The sequence below is a fragment of the Campylobacter sp. JMF_06 NA1 genome (genome assembly GCF_027737785.1).
Lineage (GTDB): Bacteria > Campylobacterota > Campylobacteria > Campylobacterales > Campylobacteraceae > Campylobacter_B.
The window spans coordinates 86,841-103,925 of sequence record NZ_JAOVUA010000001.1 but is presented as its reverse complement, the minus strand read 5'-3'; the positions used below and the strand labels follow the sequence as shown (position 1 = coordinate 103,925).

Sequence of the window (17,085 nt, the reverse complement as noted above, 5' to 3'; positions counted from 1 at the left end):
TTTCTAATGCAGTTATCACAAAATAAAAAATTTCCCACAGATTTGCCGATTTTGGTCGAGGACGAGCTGTTTTTATACCCGTTTATGATAACTCCGCTTTTCATAAGCGATGAAAAAAACAAAAGAGCCATTGATCTTGCCATAAAAAACGAATCCATGATAATGGTAGTAAGCTCGACGCCCGAATTTAACGGCGACAGGAGCTTCGGCGGGATTTATCATATCGGCGTAATCGGCACTATCATGCGCACAGTGCCACTTCCTGATGGCAGGGTTAAAATTTTATTCCAAGGCTCTGCAAAGGGCAAAATTCTGCACGAAATTTCGCAAAACCCGCTATTTGCCACTATCGGTATCGTCCATGATGAGCGAGGCGACGAAGCGAAAATCGACGCATCAATCAATGTTTTAAAAGAAAGAGTCAAAGCCCTAAGTAGCCTAACGCACTTTTTCCCAAACGATCTGCTTAAAACTATCGAGGAAAACACAGACGCATCGCGAATTTGCGACTTAACACTAAGCGCGCTCAGAGTCAAAAAAGAGATAGCGTATTCGTTTTTTTCGCAGTTAAATTTAGAAAAAAGAATTTTCGATCTCATCGCCTACATTGCCGATGAAATCGAATCTTATCGCCTCGAAAAAGAGATCAAAAGCAAGGTTCATAGCAAAATCGATCAAACCAACAAAGAGTATTTTTTAAAAGAGCAGTTAAAACAGATCCAAAAAGAGCTTGGCTCAGATAGCGATAGAGAGGTCGAAATCGAAGAATACAGAAAAAAGCTAGACCTAAAAAAGCCATTTATCAGCGATGAAGCCTACAAAGAGATAAAAAAGCAAATCGACAAATTTGCGCGCCTTCACCCAGACAGCGCAGACGCAGGGCTTTCGCAAAGCTATCTAGACTGGGTTTTGGAAATCCCATTTGAACAAATGGCAAAGGAAAAACTCTCAATCCAAAGCGTAAGCAAACAGCTAAACAAAGACCATTATTCCCTAGAAAAGCCAAAAGAGCGTATCGAAGAGTATTTCGCGCTAAAAGAGCTTTTAGAGCTTCGCGGAAGCGTGGATAAAGAGGGCAAACGCGTGAATAACGGCGCGATTTTGTGCTTTTACGGACCTCCGGGTGTGGGTAAAACCAGCCTAGCAAACTCAATCGCCACTGCGCTAAAACGCAAATTAATCCGTATCGCGCTTGGCGGATTAGAAGATGTCAATGAGCTTCGTGGCCACCGCCGCACCTATGTAGGCGCCATGCCAGGGCGTTTGGTGCAAGGTCTTATCAGCGCAAAACAGATGAATCCTGTCGTCGTACTAGATGAAATCGACAAGGTATCCACCTCGTATAAAGGCGATCCGACCGCTGTTTTGCTCGAAATTCTAGATCCAGAGCAAAATTCAGCATTTAGGGATTATTACCTAAATTTTGATATTGATTTAAGCAAGATTATTTTTATCGCCACAGCGAACGATATTTCTCAAATACCTGCCCCACTTCGCGACAGAATGGAGTTTATCGGGCTTAGCTCATACACCCCGCAAGAGAAATTTCAAATCGCAAAAAACTATCTAATCCCGCAGGAATTAGAGCGACATGGGCTCAAACCAGCCGATATCAGCTTTCACTCTACTGCGCTTGAAAAAATCATCGCCGAATACACCAGAGAGTCAGGCGTGCGTAACCTGCGCCGCCAAATCGCAGCGATTTGCCGTAAAATCGCCGTTAGAATTCTAAAAGATAGTGAATTTAAAAAACTTGCCATAACAACCAAAAATTTAGAAGAATTTTTGGATAAAAAGGTTTTTGAAATCGACGCCGTGAAAAAAACGAACCAAATCGGCATTGTAAATGGTCTAGCTTGGACGAGCGTGGGCGGCGATGTCCTAAAAATCGAAGCGATTAAAATCAAGGGCAAGGGTGCGATGACGATTACCGGTCAGCTTGGCGATGTGATGAAGGAATCCGCTCAAATCGCATTTAGCGTGGTAAAAGTCCTAATAGACAATGGAAAATTAAAATTTGAAAAAAGCGCAAATTTGGCGAAAGATGAGCAAATTTATAACAAATTTGACCTGCATATCCATGTCCCAGAGGGCGCTACGCCAAAAGACGGCCCAAGTGCTGGAATCACGCTAGCAACGGCGATTGCGTCGATTTTAAGCGAGAAAAAGGTGCGCTTCGATGTGGCGATGACGGGCGAGATTACGCTAAGTGGGGCCGTGCTTGCAATCGGCGGGTTAAAGGAAAAGCTAATCGCCGCGCACAAGGCCAAAATCACACACGCCCTAATCCCGCGCAAAAATTTCGAGCGCGATTTGGACGAGATTCCAGATGAAGTCAAAAACGCCATGCAAATCACGCCAGTCGATCACATAGAAGATGTGCTAAAAATCGCATTGGTCTGAATTTAGCCTTTTAAAGGAGATGAAATGATAAGCAAAACTAGAAAAACAAAAGAAACCGACATAAGCTTAGAGCTTGAAATTTACGGCTCAGGCAAGGCTGAGATTAGCACAGGCATTGGCTTTTTCGACCACATGCTTACCGCACTTTGCAAACACTCGCTAATGGATATAAAGCTTGTTTGCAAGGGCGATTTGGAAGTGGATTTTCACCACAGCGTCGAAGACTGCGGTATCGTGCTTGGCGAAGCTATAAAAGAAGCGATTTATCCGATTCAAAATGTCGAGAGATACGGCGATAGCGTGGTTGTCATGGACGAAGCAGCGACTAGCTGTGCGATAGATCTCTCAAACAGAGCATTTTTAGTTTATGAAGGCTTAAAAACTGGCAAAATCGGCGAATTTGACGCTGAGTTAATCGCTGAGTTTTTTAGAGCCCTTGCGTTTAACGCTGGTATCACGCTACATCTCATAAATTTGCGTGGCGAAAACGCTCATCATATCGCAGAAGCTACTTTTAAAGCGTTTGCCGTAGCTTTCAGACGAGCCGTCGCAGAAAATAAAAGAACGGGAACGCCAAGCACAAAAGGCATATTGTAGCGTATGGATATATTATTTGGGATTTTTGGATTTTTTTGGATACTTTCGTATTTTTTATTTATCCCAATTAGTATAACAATAATTTTGTTAATCATTTCATTATATGGTTTTATTGAGCTAAAAAGAAGCGATAAAGAAAATTTGGATTATCAAAATTTAAAAAAGTAGTCTTAAAATTTGCCATTATAACCTGCATTTGTGCAGTTATTACAATTGATTTATATATTACGAATTTAATATTCCAAAAGCCAATTTTTCATATGTAAATTTAGGAAAGTTTTAAAATGGGCGATTTATTTTTTACAATACTTTTATGGGGAATTCCGATTTTATTGCTTGTCGGAGTTGGAATTGTCGATAAAAAAATTAGAGCTTATCTTAAAGCAAGGGACGGCTCAAAACTTACCAACACATTGATTTATATAATTTTATCTCTTGTAATTGTAGCGATTGTCCTTATTTCTTCTTTTGTGGTGTTTATGATTTTAATGTCATTGCCCGGTGCTACAATGTAAGGAAAAATTATGAGTGATGAAAAATTTTATAAAATAATCCTTGCGATTTGCGTTATTTGGGCGTTTAGTGTGGCTGGGTTACTAGCTTATACATTTGATTTGCAAAGCAAATGCTCGATTATTTCGTATATCGCAAACGGGAAATGAGCCGTGAAAAAATCTCAAATTTTAATAATCATTTCGCTCATTTTAGCGTTTTTGGCGTTTGATTTGGCATTTTATCACGGCATTACCAAACGCTACAAAAACTCCACAAACCCTGAAATGCAGGCAAAATCAATCGAAATTAGCAAATTTTTGCCCTTTGATGAAAATTCACACATTTACAAAACAAAGGCAAATTTAAATTTGCAAGGCGACTTGCCCGTTATAGACGGAGCGGCGGCACTTTTTCCCGTGTTTTCGGCTTTTGTGGGTGCAGTATATCCAGCCAGTAGCGTGGAATTTGACGGCGAAAATTTCAGCGAAAAAAGCAAACTAAAATATACAAACACTCGTGGTGCTTATAAAGCAGTAGTTGATAAAAAAGCAGATTTGATTTTTGTCGCAAAGCCCTCAAATTCGCAACTACAATACGCAAAAGAAAATGGCGTGGATTTAGAATTCGTGCCAATTGGGCTTGAAGCCTTTGTTTTTATCGTCCATAAAGATAATCCTGTATCAAATTTAAGCACCGCTCAAATCAAGGAAATTTATAGCGGAAAAATCACAAAATGGTCGCAAGTGGGCGGGGCAAATTTATACATTGACGCTGTGCAACGAAACGAAGGCAGTGGCTCGCAAAGTGCGATGGTAGCGTTTATGAAAGATGAAAAAATGAAGCGAAACACGCTTGGATTTTTTGGCTCAGCCATTGGTTTTTCGTTTCGTTACTATGTCGAAACTCTCGTCGCAAACGGCAAGGTTAAAATGCTAAGTCTAAACGGCGTGTATCCAAACAAAGAAAATATCAAAAACCGTTCATATCCGATAATAGGCGAAATTTACGCCGTGTATGATAAAAATAACAAAAACGAAAATATCGCCAAAATTTTAGAGTGGATTTTAAGCAACCAAGGTCAAGAAATCATCGAGCAAAGCGGATATGTGGGAGTGAAATTTTAATTCACTAATCCCTCACCACGCTAAATCTTCCGCCGCCGCAGGCCAGCAGGCAAAGCGAAATTCCGATATAAAGGTATAAAATTTCAGCTTCAAATCCGCCGTGTTTTGATAATGCCAAAAAATCAGGGTGCGCTAGATAAAATATCACACCGCACAGCCCAAGCACGATTAATGCGCCCACGCGGGTGAAAAATCCGATGATTATCATCACGGGTGCGACGATTTCGCCCAAATACACGCCATACGCGATAAACTCAGGCAATCCCTTTGCACCCAGCATGCCCTTTATACCGCCCACGCCGTTCATTATCTTTGCCACGCCGTGCATAAAAAGGCAAACTCCAAGCGTCAAACGAAGCATTAATAATCCGAAATTTGGAAATGATTTAGGCATAGATAGTCCCTTTTGTGGCGAAATTTTAAAATTTTAAAATTTGGCAAAATTCAAGAATTCTAAAATTTTAAAATTTAAAAAAGGGGCGAAATTTCGCCCCCAAAATTATTTTTTAAGCTTGACTTCTTTGTCTTTGTATAGACCGGTTCCGACTGGGATTATGTGACCTAAAATGATATTTTCCTTCAAGTCCTCTAATCTATCAAATTTCGCCGCGATACTTGCCTCTGTTAAGACCTTAGTCGTCTCTTGGAAAGAAGCAGCAGAGATGACACTATCGCTTCCCACAGCCGCTCTTGTGATACCAAGAAGCACTGGCTCAGCAATCGCTGGCTCGCCACCCATTTTCATAATGCGCTCATTTTCTTCTTTGAACCTGCGGCGACTGATTAAATCGCCGATGATTAGCTTAGTATCGCCACTATCTATGATACGGACTTGGCGAAGCATTTGAGATACGATGATTTCGATATGTTTATCGTTAATCGCAACGCCTTGTGAGCGATAGACTTGTTGAACTTCGCTAACTAGGTAGTAATGAAGCGCCTTTTCGCCTAAAATTCTAAGCACATCGTGTGAGCTAATAGAGCCGTCAGTTAGCCTTTCGCCAGCATGGACAAACTCGCCGTTTCTTACCTGAATTTGGCGAGATTTATCTATTAGATACTCAGCCACAGTGCCGTCCTCGCCCTCGATGATTACGCGCTCTTTTGAGCTCATAGGTTTGCCAAATCTCACAGTTCCGTCGATATCAGCGATGATAGCGGTATTTTTTGATTTGCGCGCTTCGAAAAGCTCAGAAACGCGTGGCAAACCACCTGTGATATCTTTCGATTTCGCAGCGGCTTTTGGCGTCCTAGCTAGGATATCAGCGATCGCTACCTCATCTCCACTAGTTGCAAGAATTTGAGTTTTTGGTCCGATATTGTATTTCATCGGCTCGCCCTTGCTAGGTGTGATTACGATAGCTGGTTTTACGCCTTGTGGTAAATACTCATTAATCACCAAACTACTATGTCCTGTCGCTTCATCGTATTGCTCAGTAGCAGTGTAACCCGGCTCGATATCCTCGTAGCTAACCACACCAGCGCACTCAGCTACCACAGGGGTAGTATATGGATCCCATTGAGCGATTACGGTGTTTTCTTCTTTTTTAGGTTTTGCGATGATATCATCAAATTTAACCTTACTATTATCGTTAAATACAAGCACAGATTCGCGTGGGATATAGTGTCTGATAGCCTCTCTGCCGTTTTCATCAGAGATTACAGCATACATACCTTTTTCGGTTACGATATTTCCCTTTTTAATATCTTTTAGACGCTCTAAATAATCACCTTTTAAGATAAAATATTTGATCTCGCCAACTGCGCCTGATTTGATTTTTTGAGTTACAGGCTCGCCGTCTTGGACGCAAATTTCACTAGCAAACGGCACGCGAGCTGGGATATTCCAGTCTGTTTTGATGATTTCGACCAAACTCTCGTTTTCTTCGATATTATCGCCGTCTTTGCAAACGATATAATATTTGCCCTCGACTTTACCGCTAACACCAGCTAGCTCGTTTGGTTTAGCCAAATCGTGGCGGCGGATATTATATTTAACCTCATCTTTTTTGCTTTTTACAAAGATATTGACATCATCGTGAGTTACTTCTATGCTTACCTTACCGCTAAATGGAGCTTTGATTTTTGGTTCGACCAAAAGCACAGCCGCATTTCGGCGGTTCATTACGATATTTTTGCCATTGTTTTCATAAGTTTTGACATTGTAATATCTGATATAACCCTCATCGCTAGCGATAACCTTATCTGCTTGTTGATCAGTAGCAGCCGTTCCACCTGCGTGGAAAGTTCTTAGCGTTAGTTGCGTTCCTGGCTCGCCGATTGATTGAGCTGAGATGATACCGACAGCCTCGCCTGGTTTTACCAGTTTGCCCTCGCCCAAATTCACGCCATAGCATTTAGCGCAAACGCCCTTGTGAGCCTTGCAAGTAATCGGAGTTCTAATGCTGACTGATTTAATTCCAGCATCTACGATAGTGCGAACCTCTTTTTCGCCAAGAAGTGTGCCCTCGGTAAATAAAATTTCATTTGAAACTGGATCAATCACATCTGCACTTAGCACACGACCCAAAATTCTATCGGCTAAATTCTCGACCAAAGTTCCGTTTTCGACGATTTCAGTTACTTCGATACCCTCGTGTGTGCCACAATCATGGATTGTAACGCGGACATTTTGAGCGACATCGATTAGCTTACGAGTAAGGTAACCAGCATTTGCCGTTTTAAGCGCAGTATCGGCTAGACCCTTTCTCGCACCGTGGGTTGAGATGAAGTATTCGTTCGCATCTAATCCCTCGCGGAAATTTGATGTAATCGGGGTCTCGATAATCGAACCATCTGGTTTAGACATCAAACCACGCATACCAGCTAATTGGCGAATTTGCTCTGAACTACCACGAGCGCCACTATCAGCCATCATATAGATTGAGTTAAAGCCGTCTTTGTCGTTTTTCATCAAATCCATCATCTCATCGGCTAGTTTTTTAGTCGTGCTTGTCCAAATTTGAATAGTTTTATTGTATCTCTCGCCCTCAGTTAGCAAACCGCCAGAGTATTGATTTTGGACTTCGCGGACTTGATTTTTCGCGTCCTCAATCAAATTTGACTTAGAATTTGGCACGATGATATCTGAAACAGCGATTGAAATTCCAGCTTTTGTAGCGGATTCGAAACCTAAATTTTTAAGGTTATCTAGGAATTCAGCACTTACTTCCAAACCGCCATTTTTATAGACATAATCGACTAGTTCTGCGATATCTTTTTTCTTTAATTTTTTATTCCACAATGTATCTGGGATAAAATCAGGTAAGATCGATTTGATGACCAATCTACCAGCTGTCGTAAAGATAATGCGACCATCGACCATAGTTTTGATTTTAGCGTGGATATCGAGAGAGTTCGCCTCCACAGCGACCATAACCTCATCGACATTGGCAAAAATTTTGTTTGTGCCTTTTGCACCGGCTTTTTCAAGGCTAAGATAATAAATTCCCAAAACCATATCTTGCGAAGGCACAGCCACAGGCTTACCGCTAGCTGGAAGCAAGATATTCATAGAGCTTAGCATTAAAATTTTGCACTCTGCGATTGCCTCTTGGCTTAGTGGGACATGCACAGCCATTTGATCGCCGTCGAAGTCAGCGTTGAAAGCCGCACAAACAAGCGGGTGCAAACGAATAGCCTTACCCTCGATTAGGACTGGGTGGAAGGCTTGGATTGACATTTTGTGAAGTGTCGGCGCACGGTTTAGCATGACAGGGTGACCTTTAACGACCTCTTCTAGGCACTCCCAAACCTCATTTACCTTGCCTTCAATCATTTTTTTAGCTTGTTTTACGGTTGTTGCATAACCTTTTTCTTGAAGTCTAGCTATCAAATGCGGTTTAAATAGCTCTAATGCCATTGTTTTTGGCAGACCGCATTGATCCATACGCAAATTTGGACCTACGACGATAACTGAACGACCAGAGAAATCGACGCGTTTTCCAAGCAAATTTTGTCTGAAACGGCCTTGTTTTCCTTTGATAATCTCGCTTAGAGATTTTAGCGGGCGTTTGTTTGCGCCTTTTACAGCGTTTGCCTTTCTGCCGTTATCAAATAGCGCATCGACAGCTTCTTGGAGCATGCGTTTTTCGTTGCGAATAATAATCTCTGGCGCATCAAGCTCCAAAAGTTTTTTAAGGCGAGTGTTGCGATTGATAACTCTGCGATATAAATCATTGACATCTGAAACCGCAAATTTACCGCCGTCAAGGCTAACTAGCGGTCTTAAATCCGCTGGTAGAACTGGTAAATTTGTAATCATCATCCACTCTGGTTTGTTGCCAGAATTTAAAAAGCTCTCTACGACTTTTAGGCGTTTGATTATATTTTTTTTCTTTAATTCTGAATTTGTGCTAGCCATTTCCTCTTTCAAATTTGAAAGAATTTCGACCAAATCAAGATCTGCTAGCATATCTCTGATAACTTCACCACCCATTTTAGCCACGAAACCAGTTTGCTCGAATCTCTCGCGTAAGCTTTGGTATTGCTCTTCGTTTAATACATCGTATTTTTCGACTTTTTTAGTGTTTTCGTTATCATAATACGCACTACCAGCGCTCTCTACGATATATGCCTCGTAGTAAAGCACACGCTCTAAATCTTTCATTTTGATATTCAAAAGCGTGCCGATACGGCTAGGGAGCGAATTTACATACCAAATGTGCGCTACTGGGGTAACTAGCTCGATATGTCCCATGCGTGTGCGGCGAACCTTAGAACTAGTGATTTCTACACCACATTTTTCGCATTTCCAGCCTTTATAGCGCATTTTTTTGTATTTTCCGCAAATGCACTCATAATCCCTTACTGGACCAAAAATTTTAGCGCAAAACAAGCCGTCTCGTTCAGGTTTTAGCGTGCGATAGTTGATAGTTTCTGGCTTTTTAACCTCGCCGTGGCTCCAATTTTTGATTTGCTCAGGGCTAGCAAGTCTTATGGCAAATACATCAAAATCTTGAACTCTACCGTCTTCTTTAATTTCAATTTTTTCTAAGCTATTGTTTTCGCTCATTTCTTTTCCCCGTTTCCGTAAATTTCAACATCCAAAGCAAGTGATTTAAGCTCGTTTGTTAAAACAAAAAATGTCTCAGGAATTCCTGTTGTTGGAACATTTTCGCCTCTGGTAAGTGCTTTATACGCCGCCAAACGACCATCGACATCGTCTGATTTGACAGTTAGCATTTCGCGCAAGGTATATGCCGCACCATAAGCTTCAAGCGCCCAAACTTCCATTTCTCCAAATCTTTGACCACCAAATAATGCTTTACCGCCGACTGGTTGCTGTGTAACAAGGCTGTAAGGGCCCGTGCTTCTAGCATGGACTTTTTCATCGACAAGGTGGTGGAGTTTGAGATAATACATACAACCCACATTTACGCGCTCTTTAATCTTTTCGCCTGTGCGTCCATCATAAAGCTCGGTTTTGCCATCAGCGTCGATTTTCGCCATTTCAAATAGTTTCGCAAAATCCTCAGGCACGATTCCCTCAAAAATCGGAGCTGCAAATCTAACGCCTTTGCTCCAATCTCTGGCGTATTTCAAAAGCTCTTCATCGCTGATTTTTTCTAGCGTTTTCTTAGCGTCCATAAGCTTAGAAACATTTGCGATATCAATCATTTTAGCGCGAAGTTCTTTTAGCCACTCGCCAGTTTTTTGCTCTAAAATTTCAGCGATTTGCTCGCCCAAACGCCAGCCTACTAAACCTAAATGGCTCTCCATGATTTGACCGATATTCATACGGCTTGGAACGCCTAGCGGATTTAGGACGATATCTACTCTTTGACCATTTGGAAGGTATGGCATATCGACCTCTGGGACGATATTTGAGACAATACCTTTGTTTCCGTGGCGTCCAGCCATTTTGTCGCCGACTTTTAGTTTGCGTTTAGTTGCGACATAGACTTTGACTAGTTTTACTACGCCACTTGGCAAGATATCATCTTTTTCCAAAATTTCGATTTTTTCATCATGCTCTTCTTTAAGCTTTCGTTTTTCGTTTTGGAAGTGGTTTTTCAAATCCTCATACTCTTTTTGAATTTTCTTAGAGTAGCCTTTGATAAACGAATTTAGCGTAAAGCGGTTTGAGCTTTCAAGCTCTTCTTTGCTGACAATATCGCCTTTTTTATACTCTTTTTTGTTTAGAGTTTGTTCGCTTTCTAGTTTGCTTTTTGATAGCAAGGCTACGACTTTTAGCATTTCTTCGCGATCTAGCATCAAAAGTCTGTCGTGGTGCTCGCGCTCTAACTCTGTCTTTTCGTCCTCATAAGCTTTGTTTGTTCTAGGATCTTTTTCATAGCCTTTTTTAGTGAAAATTTTGACATCGATTACCACGCCTTCCATAGAAGCTGTCGCATAGAGTGATTTATTTACCACATGTCCTGCTTTTTCACCAAAAATCGCCCTTAAAAGTCTTTCCTCTGGGGTTGGTTTGACCTCGCCTTTTGGAGTTACTTTTCCTACCAAAATCATACCAGGTTTGACATGGGTTCCGATTTTGATAATTCCACTCTCATCAAGGTGAGAAAGCTCTTCTTCCTTGATATTTGGGATATCTCTGGTGATCTCTTCTACGCCGTCTTTTAACTCTCTGGCTTCAATCTCTTTCTCATAAATATGCACGCTTGTGTATTCATCAGCGCGAATCATCTTCTCGCTCATTACGACGGCGTCCTCGTAGTTATAACCATGCCATGGCATAAACGCGATTAGAGCGTTTTTACCGATAGCTAGCTCGCCGCCGTCCATGCTAGGGCCATCTGCGATGATTTGTCCCTCTTTGACACTATCGCCTTTGCGCACAATTGGGTGCTGAGAAAATGTAGTGTTTTGGTTAGTGCGTAAATTTTTCTCCATTGAGTAGTGATCGATAAACGGACCTTTTTCATCTTCGCCTAAGATAAAGATATTTTTATTATCTACTTTTTCGACCACGCCGGCTCTTTTGGCCTTAATCGCCTCCCAAGAATCCCTAGCGATTGTAGCTTCCATACCTGTGCCTACAATCGGAGCAGTTGCGTATAGAAGCGGAACTGCTTGGCGTTGCATATTTGAACCCATTAGCGCGCGGTTGGCGTCATCGTGCTCCAAAAATGGAATAAGTGAAGCAGCTACACCAGCAATCATACCAGAGCAAAGGTCGATTAGAGTGATGTCCTCGCGTCTAGCCATAAGGTTTTCGCCGTCTTTTCTAGCTTCTAGCATTTCCTCGATAATCGCGCCGTTTTCATCTAATTTAGCAGAAGCAGGAGCGATTACATGACCTTCTTCTTGTGTAGCAGTTAGATAAACGATTTCGTCTGTTACCTTGCCATCGACGACCTTTTTATAAGGAGCTTCGACAAAGCCTAAATCATTTACTTTTGCATAAGTTGCAAGTGTATTGATAAGACCGATATTTTGACCCTCCGGGGTTTCGATTGGACAAATTCTACCATAGTGAGTCGGATGGACATCGCGCACCTCAAATCCAGCGCGCTCTTTAACCAAACCGCCCTCGCCAAGAGCAGATAAACGACGCTTGTGAGTAACCTCGCTAAGCGGGTTTGTCTGATCCATAAATTGGCTTAACTGACCGCCTGTGAAAAATTCCATAAGCGTAGTTGTGATGATTTTTGGATTGACAAAATCATAAGGCATAAGCTCATCGATATTTCCGCTAATGCTTGCAAATTTATCTTTTATAGCTTTTTGAACCTTGATAAATCCAAGGTGCATTTCACTAGCCAAAAGCTCACCAATAGAGCGAATTCTACGATTGCCTAGATTATCTCTATCATCGATAAAGCCTTCGCCATTTTTAACTTTTATCAAATATTTTGCTGTTTTTATAATGTCTTCGTTAGTTAGCACCGTTACATACTCTGGTGTTTCGTTGCCAAGCTTGTGATTCATTTTCATACGGCCGACTTTTGTAAGGTCGTATCTTTCAGGGTTGAAAAACAGATCATTTACAAACGATCTTGCAGTCTCTTTAACCACTGGCTCGCCAGGGCGCATAACTTTATAAATTCTAATAGCTGCTAAATCATTTTCATCATCAACGCCTTCGCTTTGTTGCAAAATTTTAAGAGCTTCGCTATCTTGGGCAAATGAGTTGATGATAGAGGCATCGACACCACTAGCTAGGTCGTTTGCGATTGTAAATTTTTTCTGCGAATTTGCAATAGCGACTAGTTTGGTTTCATCTAACGCAGCAAGTGAATCATATATAACCTCGCCACTATCTTTATCAAAAATCGCGTCTGCTAAGTGGCGCTCTGCTAAAATTTCAGCTGGGTATTCTATAAGCTTCAACCCCTCTTCTGCTAATTTTTCAGCTTTTTTTAGAGTTAAACGCTTGCTTGCTTGGTGCAAAACCTCGCCTTTTTCGTTGATGATATCATAATCAAGTCTGCCAGCATACTCTTTTGGATCGAAATCTGTTAAGAATTTGCCTTTTTTGACATAGATTGTTTTAATCGGATAAAATAGTTTTATAATGTCTTGTTTTTTATATCCAAGTGCGCGGAAAAGTATAGTAATAGGAACCTTGCGTCGTTTATTAATGCGCACATACAATACATCTTTCGCATCGTATTCGAAATATAGCCAGTTGCCACGATCTGGTATGATTTGGGCTGTGTAGATTAGTTTGTTTAATACAGTCGGGCTCTCTTCTTCTTTGAAAATAACGCCAGGACTTCTGTGTAGTTGATTTACGACGACACGCTCGACACCGTTGATGATAAATGAAATTCTATCGGTGATAAGCGGAATATCGCGAATATAAATATCTTGTTCTTTTATATCTTTTACGCCGATTTTTTCGCCTGTTTTATCATCTCGCTCATGCACGATTAGGCGAATTTTCATCTTTAAATTTACAGAATATGTAAGACCACGCTCCATACACTCTCTAATCGAGTATTTTGGCTTGGAAAGCTCGCTACTTACATACTCGATGCTTAGTCTGTTTTGAGCATCATGAATAGGAAAGATAGCACGGAAGACTTTTTCTATACCACTATCTGCATTTGAGTTATCAAGATTTAAAAAGTGATCAAAACTTTTTTTTTGTAATTGTAATAAATTTGGTATCTCTATATCTTTTGGGACCTTAGAAAAATCAACTCTAAGACGATTACCTGAATATAAGCTATTTAACATTCTACTACCTCGTAGTTGTATTTTAAGAAAGAAGTGTCGGCGCTTGCACACCGACACACATTATGATTTGCAAAACTAATAAATTTTGCGAGATTATTTAAGTTCGACCTTAGCGCCTGCTTCTTCAAGCTCTTTTTTAGCTTTTTCAGCATCTTCTTTGCTAACGCCCTCTTTAAGAACAGATGGTGTAGACTCAGTAGCGTCTTTTGCCTCTTTAAGACCAAGACCTGTAAGAGCACGAACGACTTTAATAACATTGATTTTTTTGTCGCCTGCATCAACTAATACGATATCGAATTCAGTTTTTTCCTCAGCTGCTGCTGCACCTGCTGCTGCACCTGCTGCGCCAGCTACCATAACAGGAGCTGCACTAACGCCGAATTTCTCTTCGAATTCTTTAACTAATTCGCTAAGCTCTAAAACTGAAAGATTAGAAATGAATTCTAATACATCTTCTTTTGTAATTGCCATTGTTTTTCTCCTAAATTTTTATTTTATGCTGTTTGTTCTTTTTTTTCTTTAAGCGCATTTAAGCCGATTGTAAAATTTTGAATCGGTGCGTTCCAGACTTGAAGTAACATTGCGATAAGCTCGTCTCTGCTTGGCATTTTTGAAAGCGCGCGAACTTTTTCGATGCTAGTAACTTCACCATCGACATAAGCAGTTTTAAGTGCAAATGCTTCATTTTTCTCTTCAAATTTAGCAGCAACTTTACATACTGAAAGTTGATCGCCCCATAAGAAAATATTTGTATCTTTGAAACTCATACCATCTTTTTCGGCGTTTTTCAAAGCGATAGCTGCTAATGTATTTTTGATAACTCTGACTTTTACATCAAGCTCACGAGCGCTATTTCTAAGTTCTTCTAGTTTTTTAACATCTAGACCTTTGAAATCAGATATAACAATAGCTTCGCTATTTTTGAAAGCTTCGCTTAGTTCTGCTACGATTTGTGATTTTTCATCTCTCGTCATTAGGTTTCTCCTTTCCGATCGGTGATTTCAAGCCAAGAGATTTAAATTTAAGCTAGTTAAATTTAAATCAATTAAGTCAAAGCGACCTTGAACTATCTCCAATCTAAGATAAAAATTTTAAATTTTTATTTTAAATCAATAACTTCTTGGCTATCAAGAGTAACAGCTGGGCTCATAGTTAGCGAAAGTGCTGCATGAGTCACATATCTACCTTTTGCAGTAGCTGGTTTGTGTTTGTTAATGGCTTTGATAAATGTTGTAACATTATCCAAAAGTTGTTCTTTGCTAAAACTTACTTTTCCAAGACCAGCGTGGATATTTCCTTGTTTATCAACGCGGAAATTTACTTGACCACCTTTTGCATTTTTGACAGCTTGTGCTACATCCATTGTAACAGTGCCTGTTTTAGGGTTTGGCATTACGCCTTTTGGTCCAAGAATTCTACCTACTTTACCGACTAATCCCATTAAATTTGGAGTAGCGATAAGAACATCGAAATTTATAATACCTTTTTGGATTTCCTCGATTAAATCATCTGCACCCACGATATCAGCACCAGCCTCTTGTGCCTCAGTTGCTTTTGCATCTTTTGCGATAACAGCAACGCGGACAGTTTTTCCTGTGCCAGCTGGTAAAACGATAGAGCCGCGAACCATTTGGTCTGCGTGGCGCGGATCTACATTTAGTTTAAGAGCGATTTCAACAGTTTCATCAAATTTAGCAGATGCTAGACCTTTTACTGTATCGATAGCCTCAGATATATTGTATAGTTTATTAGAATCAACTTTTTTCAAAAGTTCATTAAATCTTTTCGAATTTTTTGACATATATTTCTCCGCAATTTTAAAGTGCTACCGCTTTTATTTAAATCTTAGCGGTCAAAAGATTAATCTACTATGGTAATACCCATAGAGCGTGCAGAACCAGCAATGATTCTAGCTGCTTGTTCGCGATCGTTGGTATTTAAATCAGCGATTTTTTTCTCAACGATTTCCAAAACTTGCGCTTTTGTTAAAGTCGCAACTTTTTTCTTCAAAGGATTGTCTGAACCTTTGTCGATTTTAGCTGCTTTTTTAATCAAATCTGTCGCAGGTGGTTGTTTTGTGATAAATGTAAAGCTTTTATCAGCATAAACAGTGATAACAACAGGGATATTATAACCTGCCATATCTTTTGTGCGCTCGTTAAATGCTTTACAAAATTCCATAATATTTACGCCTTTTTGACCCAAAGCTGGACCAACTGGCGGACTTGGATTTGCTTTTGTAGCGGCGATTTGTAATTTAATCTCACCAACAACTTTCTTAGCCATTTACTATACTCCTTATTAAATTTTTAAATTATCTTTTCGACTTGTGAATATGAAATTTCAATCGGCGTGCTTCTACCAAAGATAGAAACATTTAATCTAAGCTTGCCGTGAAGCATATCATACTCTTCGACAATACCATTAAAATTCGCAAATGGTCCATCGATAATTCTAACAGTCTCGCCCTCATCAAAATTGATTTTTGGTTTTGGTGCTTGACGATTATTGATTTTTTCAAGAATTATTGCGATATCTTTTTCCAATAAAGGAGAAGGTTTTTTAGCCTCGCCGATAAAGCGGCTAACTTTTGGCAAAATTTGAATTCTATGCCACAAAGTAGTGTCTAAATCTAAATTTGCAAAACAATATCCAGGATATAAACTTCTCTCTTTGATAGTTTGTTTTGTGTTTTTGACCTCGATAACATCTTCTGTGGGAACTAAAACCTCACCGATTTTATCTGCAAGCATCTCATCAGCTTTTAGAGCTTCGATAGCATTTTTTACTGCCATTTCACTGCCAGCATAAGTCTGAATTGCATACCATTTATGTGCCATAAAAAAACCTTTCTATGCAGTAATTGCAGTAGACATTAGAAAATCTACCAAAGCCAAAAATAACGCTATGACCACAACCACAACAACTACTGAAATATAAGCAGTTCTTGTTTGCTCTTTTGTTGGAAAAATTACCTTATCTAATTCTATTCTTGCTTGTCTATAATATTCTTTAATTTTTTCCATAATCCCTATCCTCGTGGCAGGGCAAGAGGGATTCGAACCCCCAACCATCGGATTTGGAATCCGGCGCTCTACCGTTGGAGCTATTGCCCTATAAACTTATTTAAGCTTAACTTCCTTGTGAAGTGTATGTTTTTTTAATCTAGGGCAGTATTTTTTAAGTTCCATTTTTTCTGTTGTTGTTTTGCTGTTTTTATAAGTGCTGTAATTGATATCTCCGCACTCAGAACATTTTAGACCAATTTTTACTCTACTTGAATTTTTTGCCATATTACTTCCTTAAATTTAAAAAAACA

The 17,085-nt window shown here is 40.1% G+C and carries 15 protein-coding genes and 1 tRNA gene; 5 read left to right on the top strand and 11 right to left on the bottom strand.

The window, feature by feature from the left end; translation table 11 throughout:
• The first annotated feature begins 6 nt into the window (after positions 1-6).
• The 5 genes from lon to OFO07_RS00530 all read left to right on the top strand — a co-directional run bounded on the left by lon (position 7) and on the right by OFO07_RS00530 (position 4,619).
• Positions 7-2,403 carry an endopeptidase La gene (gene lon / locus OFO07_RS00550; RefSeq protein WP_270866068.1) on the top strand — a complete coding sequence of 799 codons (2,397 nt, stop codon included), beginning with the start codon at positions 7-9 and terminating at the stop codon, positions 2,401-2,403.
• A 24-nt stretch (positions 2,404-2,427) separates the two neighbouring features.
• Complete coding sequence (hisB, locus tag OFO07_RS00545; RefSeq protein ID WP_270870559.1) at positions 2,428-3,000, top strand: imidazoleglycerol-phosphate dehydratase HisB; 573 nt, start codon at positions 2,428-2,430, stop codon at positions 2,998-3,000.
• A gap of 284 nt (positions 3,001-3,284) precedes the next feature.
• Positions 3,285-3,515, top strand: coding sequence for a hypothetical protein (locus OFO07_RS00540; protein ID WP_270870558.1), 231 nt, complete (start codon positions 3,285-3,287; stop codon positions 3,513-3,515).
• Positions 3,516-3,524: 9 nt separating this feature from the next.
• A complete protein-coding gene (locus OFO07_RS00535; RefSeq protein WP_270870557.1) occupies positions 3,525-3,662 on the top strand; it encodes a hypothetical protein in 138 nt (45 codons plus the stop codon).
• A gap of 3 nt (positions 3,663-3,665) precedes the next feature.
• On the top strand, positions 3,666-4,619 hold the full coding sequence (locus OFO07_RS00530) for a PstS family phosphate ABC transporter substrate-binding protein (protein WP_270870556.1): 954 nt from the start codon (positions 3,666-3,668) through the stop codon (positions 4,617-4,619).
• Between the two features lie 4 nt (positions 4,620-4,623).
• On the opposite strand, the gene OFO07_RS00525 is transcribed toward OFO07_RS00530, so the two are convergent.
• From OFO07_RS00525 to rpmG, 11 genes are all read right to left on the bottom strand, one after another.
• Positions 4,624-5,013 (bottom strand): DoxX family protein, encoded by a 390-nt coding sequence (locus OFO07_RS00525; protein ID WP_270870555.1) that lies wholly within the window; start codon positions 5,011-5,013, stop codon positions 4,624-4,626.
• Between the two features lie 105 nt (positions 5,014-5,118).
• A complete protein-coding gene (gene rpoC, locus OFO07_RS00520; RefSeq protein ID WP_270870554.1) occupies positions 5,119-9,633 on the bottom strand; it encodes a DNA-directed RNA polymerase subunit beta' in 4,515 nt (1,504 codons plus the stop codon).
• Positions 9,630-13,766: a DNA-directed RNA polymerase subunit beta gene (rpoB, locus tag OFO07_RS00515; RefSeq protein WP_270870553.1), complete on the bottom strand. Its 4,137-nt coding sequence runs from the start codon at positions 13,764-13,766 to the stop codon at positions 9,630-9,632. The genes rpoC and rpoB overlap by 4 nt, the downstream gene beginning before the upstream one ends.
• 93 nt (positions 13,767-13,859) lie before the next feature.
• Positions 13,860-14,237: a 50S ribosomal protein L7/L12 gene (gene rplL / locus OFO07_RS00510; RefSeq protein WP_270862320.1), complete on the bottom strand. Its 378-nt coding sequence runs from the start codon at positions 14,235-14,237 to the stop codon at positions 13,860-13,862.
• Positions 14,238-14,260: 23 nt separating this feature from the next.
• Positions 14,261-14,740, bottom strand: a complete 480-nt coding sequence (gene rplJ / locus OFO07_RS00505) for a 50S ribosomal protein L10 (RefSeq protein ID WP_270859325.1) — start codon at positions 14,738-14,740, stop codon at positions 14,261-14,263.
• 125 nt (positions 14,741-14,865) lie between these two features.
• A complete protein-coding gene (gene rplA, locus OFO07_RS00500) occupies positions 14,866-15,567 on the bottom strand; it encodes a 50S ribosomal protein L1 (RefSeq protein ID WP_270862319.1) in 702 nt (233 codons plus the stop codon).
• Positions 15,568-15,626: 59 nt separating this feature from the next.
• A complete protein-coding gene (rplK, locus tag OFO07_RS00495) occupies positions 15,627-16,052 on the bottom strand; it encodes a 50S ribosomal protein L11 (RefSeq protein WP_270859323.1) in 426 nt (141 codons plus the stop codon).
• 23 nt (positions 16,053-16,075) lie between these two features.
• A complete protein-coding gene (gene nusG / locus OFO07_RS00490; protein WP_270859322.1) occupies positions 16,076-16,606 on the bottom strand; it encodes a transcription termination/antitermination protein NusG in 531 nt (176 codons plus the stop codon).
• Positions 16,607-16,618: 12 nt separating this feature from the next.
• Positions 16,619-16,792: a preprotein translocase subunit SecE gene (gene secE, locus OFO07_RS00485; RefSeq protein WP_270859321.1), complete on the bottom strand. Its 174-nt coding sequence runs from the start codon at positions 16,790-16,792 to the stop codon at positions 16,619-16,621.
• Between the two features lie 14 nt (positions 16,793-16,806).
• Positions 16,807-16,882 (bottom strand) — tRNA-Trp (locus tag OFO07_RS00480).
• A 6-nt stretch (positions 16,883-16,888) separates the two neighbouring features.
• Positions 16,889-17,059, bottom strand: a complete 171-nt coding sequence (gene rpmG, locus OFO07_RS00475; protein ID WP_270870552.1) for a 50S ribosomal protein L33 — start codon at positions 17,057-17,059, stop codon at positions 16,889-16,891.
• Positions 17,060-17,085: the final 26 nt, after the last annotated feature.

Bases quoted from the DNA above. Each gene is read 5' to 3' on its own strand.
- rplL (WP_270862320.1), bottom strand. From the start codon at position 14,237: ATGGCAATTACAAAAGAAGATGTATTAGAATTCATTTCTAATCTTTCA.
- OFO07_RS00525 (WP_270870555.1), bottom strand. From the start codon at position 5,013: ATGCCTAAATCATTTCCAAATTTCGGATTATTAATGCTTCGTTTGACG.
- rplK (WP_270859323.1), bottom strand. From the start codon at position 16,052: ATGGCTAAGAAAGTTGTTGGTGAGATTAAATTACAAATCGCCGCTACA.
- nusG (WP_270859322.1), bottom strand. From the start codon at position 16,606: ATGGCACATAAATGGTATGCAATTCAGACTTATGCTGGCAGTGAAATG.
- rpoB (WP_270870553.1), bottom strand. From the start codon at position 13,766: ATGTTAAATAGCTTATATTCAGGTAATCGTCTTAGAGTTGATTTTTCT.
- rplA (WP_270862319.1), bottom strand. From the start codon at position 15,567: ATGTCAAAAAATTCGAAAAGATTTAATGAACTTTTGAAAAAAGTTGAT.
- rplJ (WP_270859325.1), bottom strand. From the start codon at position 14,740: ATGACGAGAGATGAAAAATCACAAATCGTAGCAGAACTAAGCGAAGCT.
- secE (WP_270859321.1), bottom strand. From the start codon at position 16,792: ATGGAAAAAATTAAAGAATATTATAGACAAGCAAGAATAGAATTAGAT.
- lon (WP_270866068.1), top strand. From the start codon at position 7: ATGCAGTTATCACAAAATAAAAAATTTCCCACAGATTTGCCGATTTTG.
- rpmG (WP_270870552.1), bottom strand. From the start codon at position 17,059: ATGGCAAAAAATTCAAGTAGAGTAAAAATTGGTCTAAAATGTTCTGAG.
- rpoC (WP_270870554.1), bottom strand. From the start codon at position 9,633: ATGAGCGAAAACAATAGCTTAGAAAAAATTGAAATTAAAGAAGACGGT.
- OFO07_RS00540 (WP_270870558.1), top strand. From the start codon at position 3,285: ATGGGCGATTTATTTTTTACAATACTTTTATGGGGAATTCCGATTTTA.
- hisB (WP_270870559.1), top strand. From the start codon at position 2,428: ATGATAAGCAAAACTAGAAAAACAAAAGAAACCGACATAAGCTTAGAG.
- OFO07_RS00535 (WP_270870557.1), top strand. From the start codon at position 3,525: ATGAGTGATGAAAAATTTTATAAAATAATCCTTGCGATTTGCGTTATT.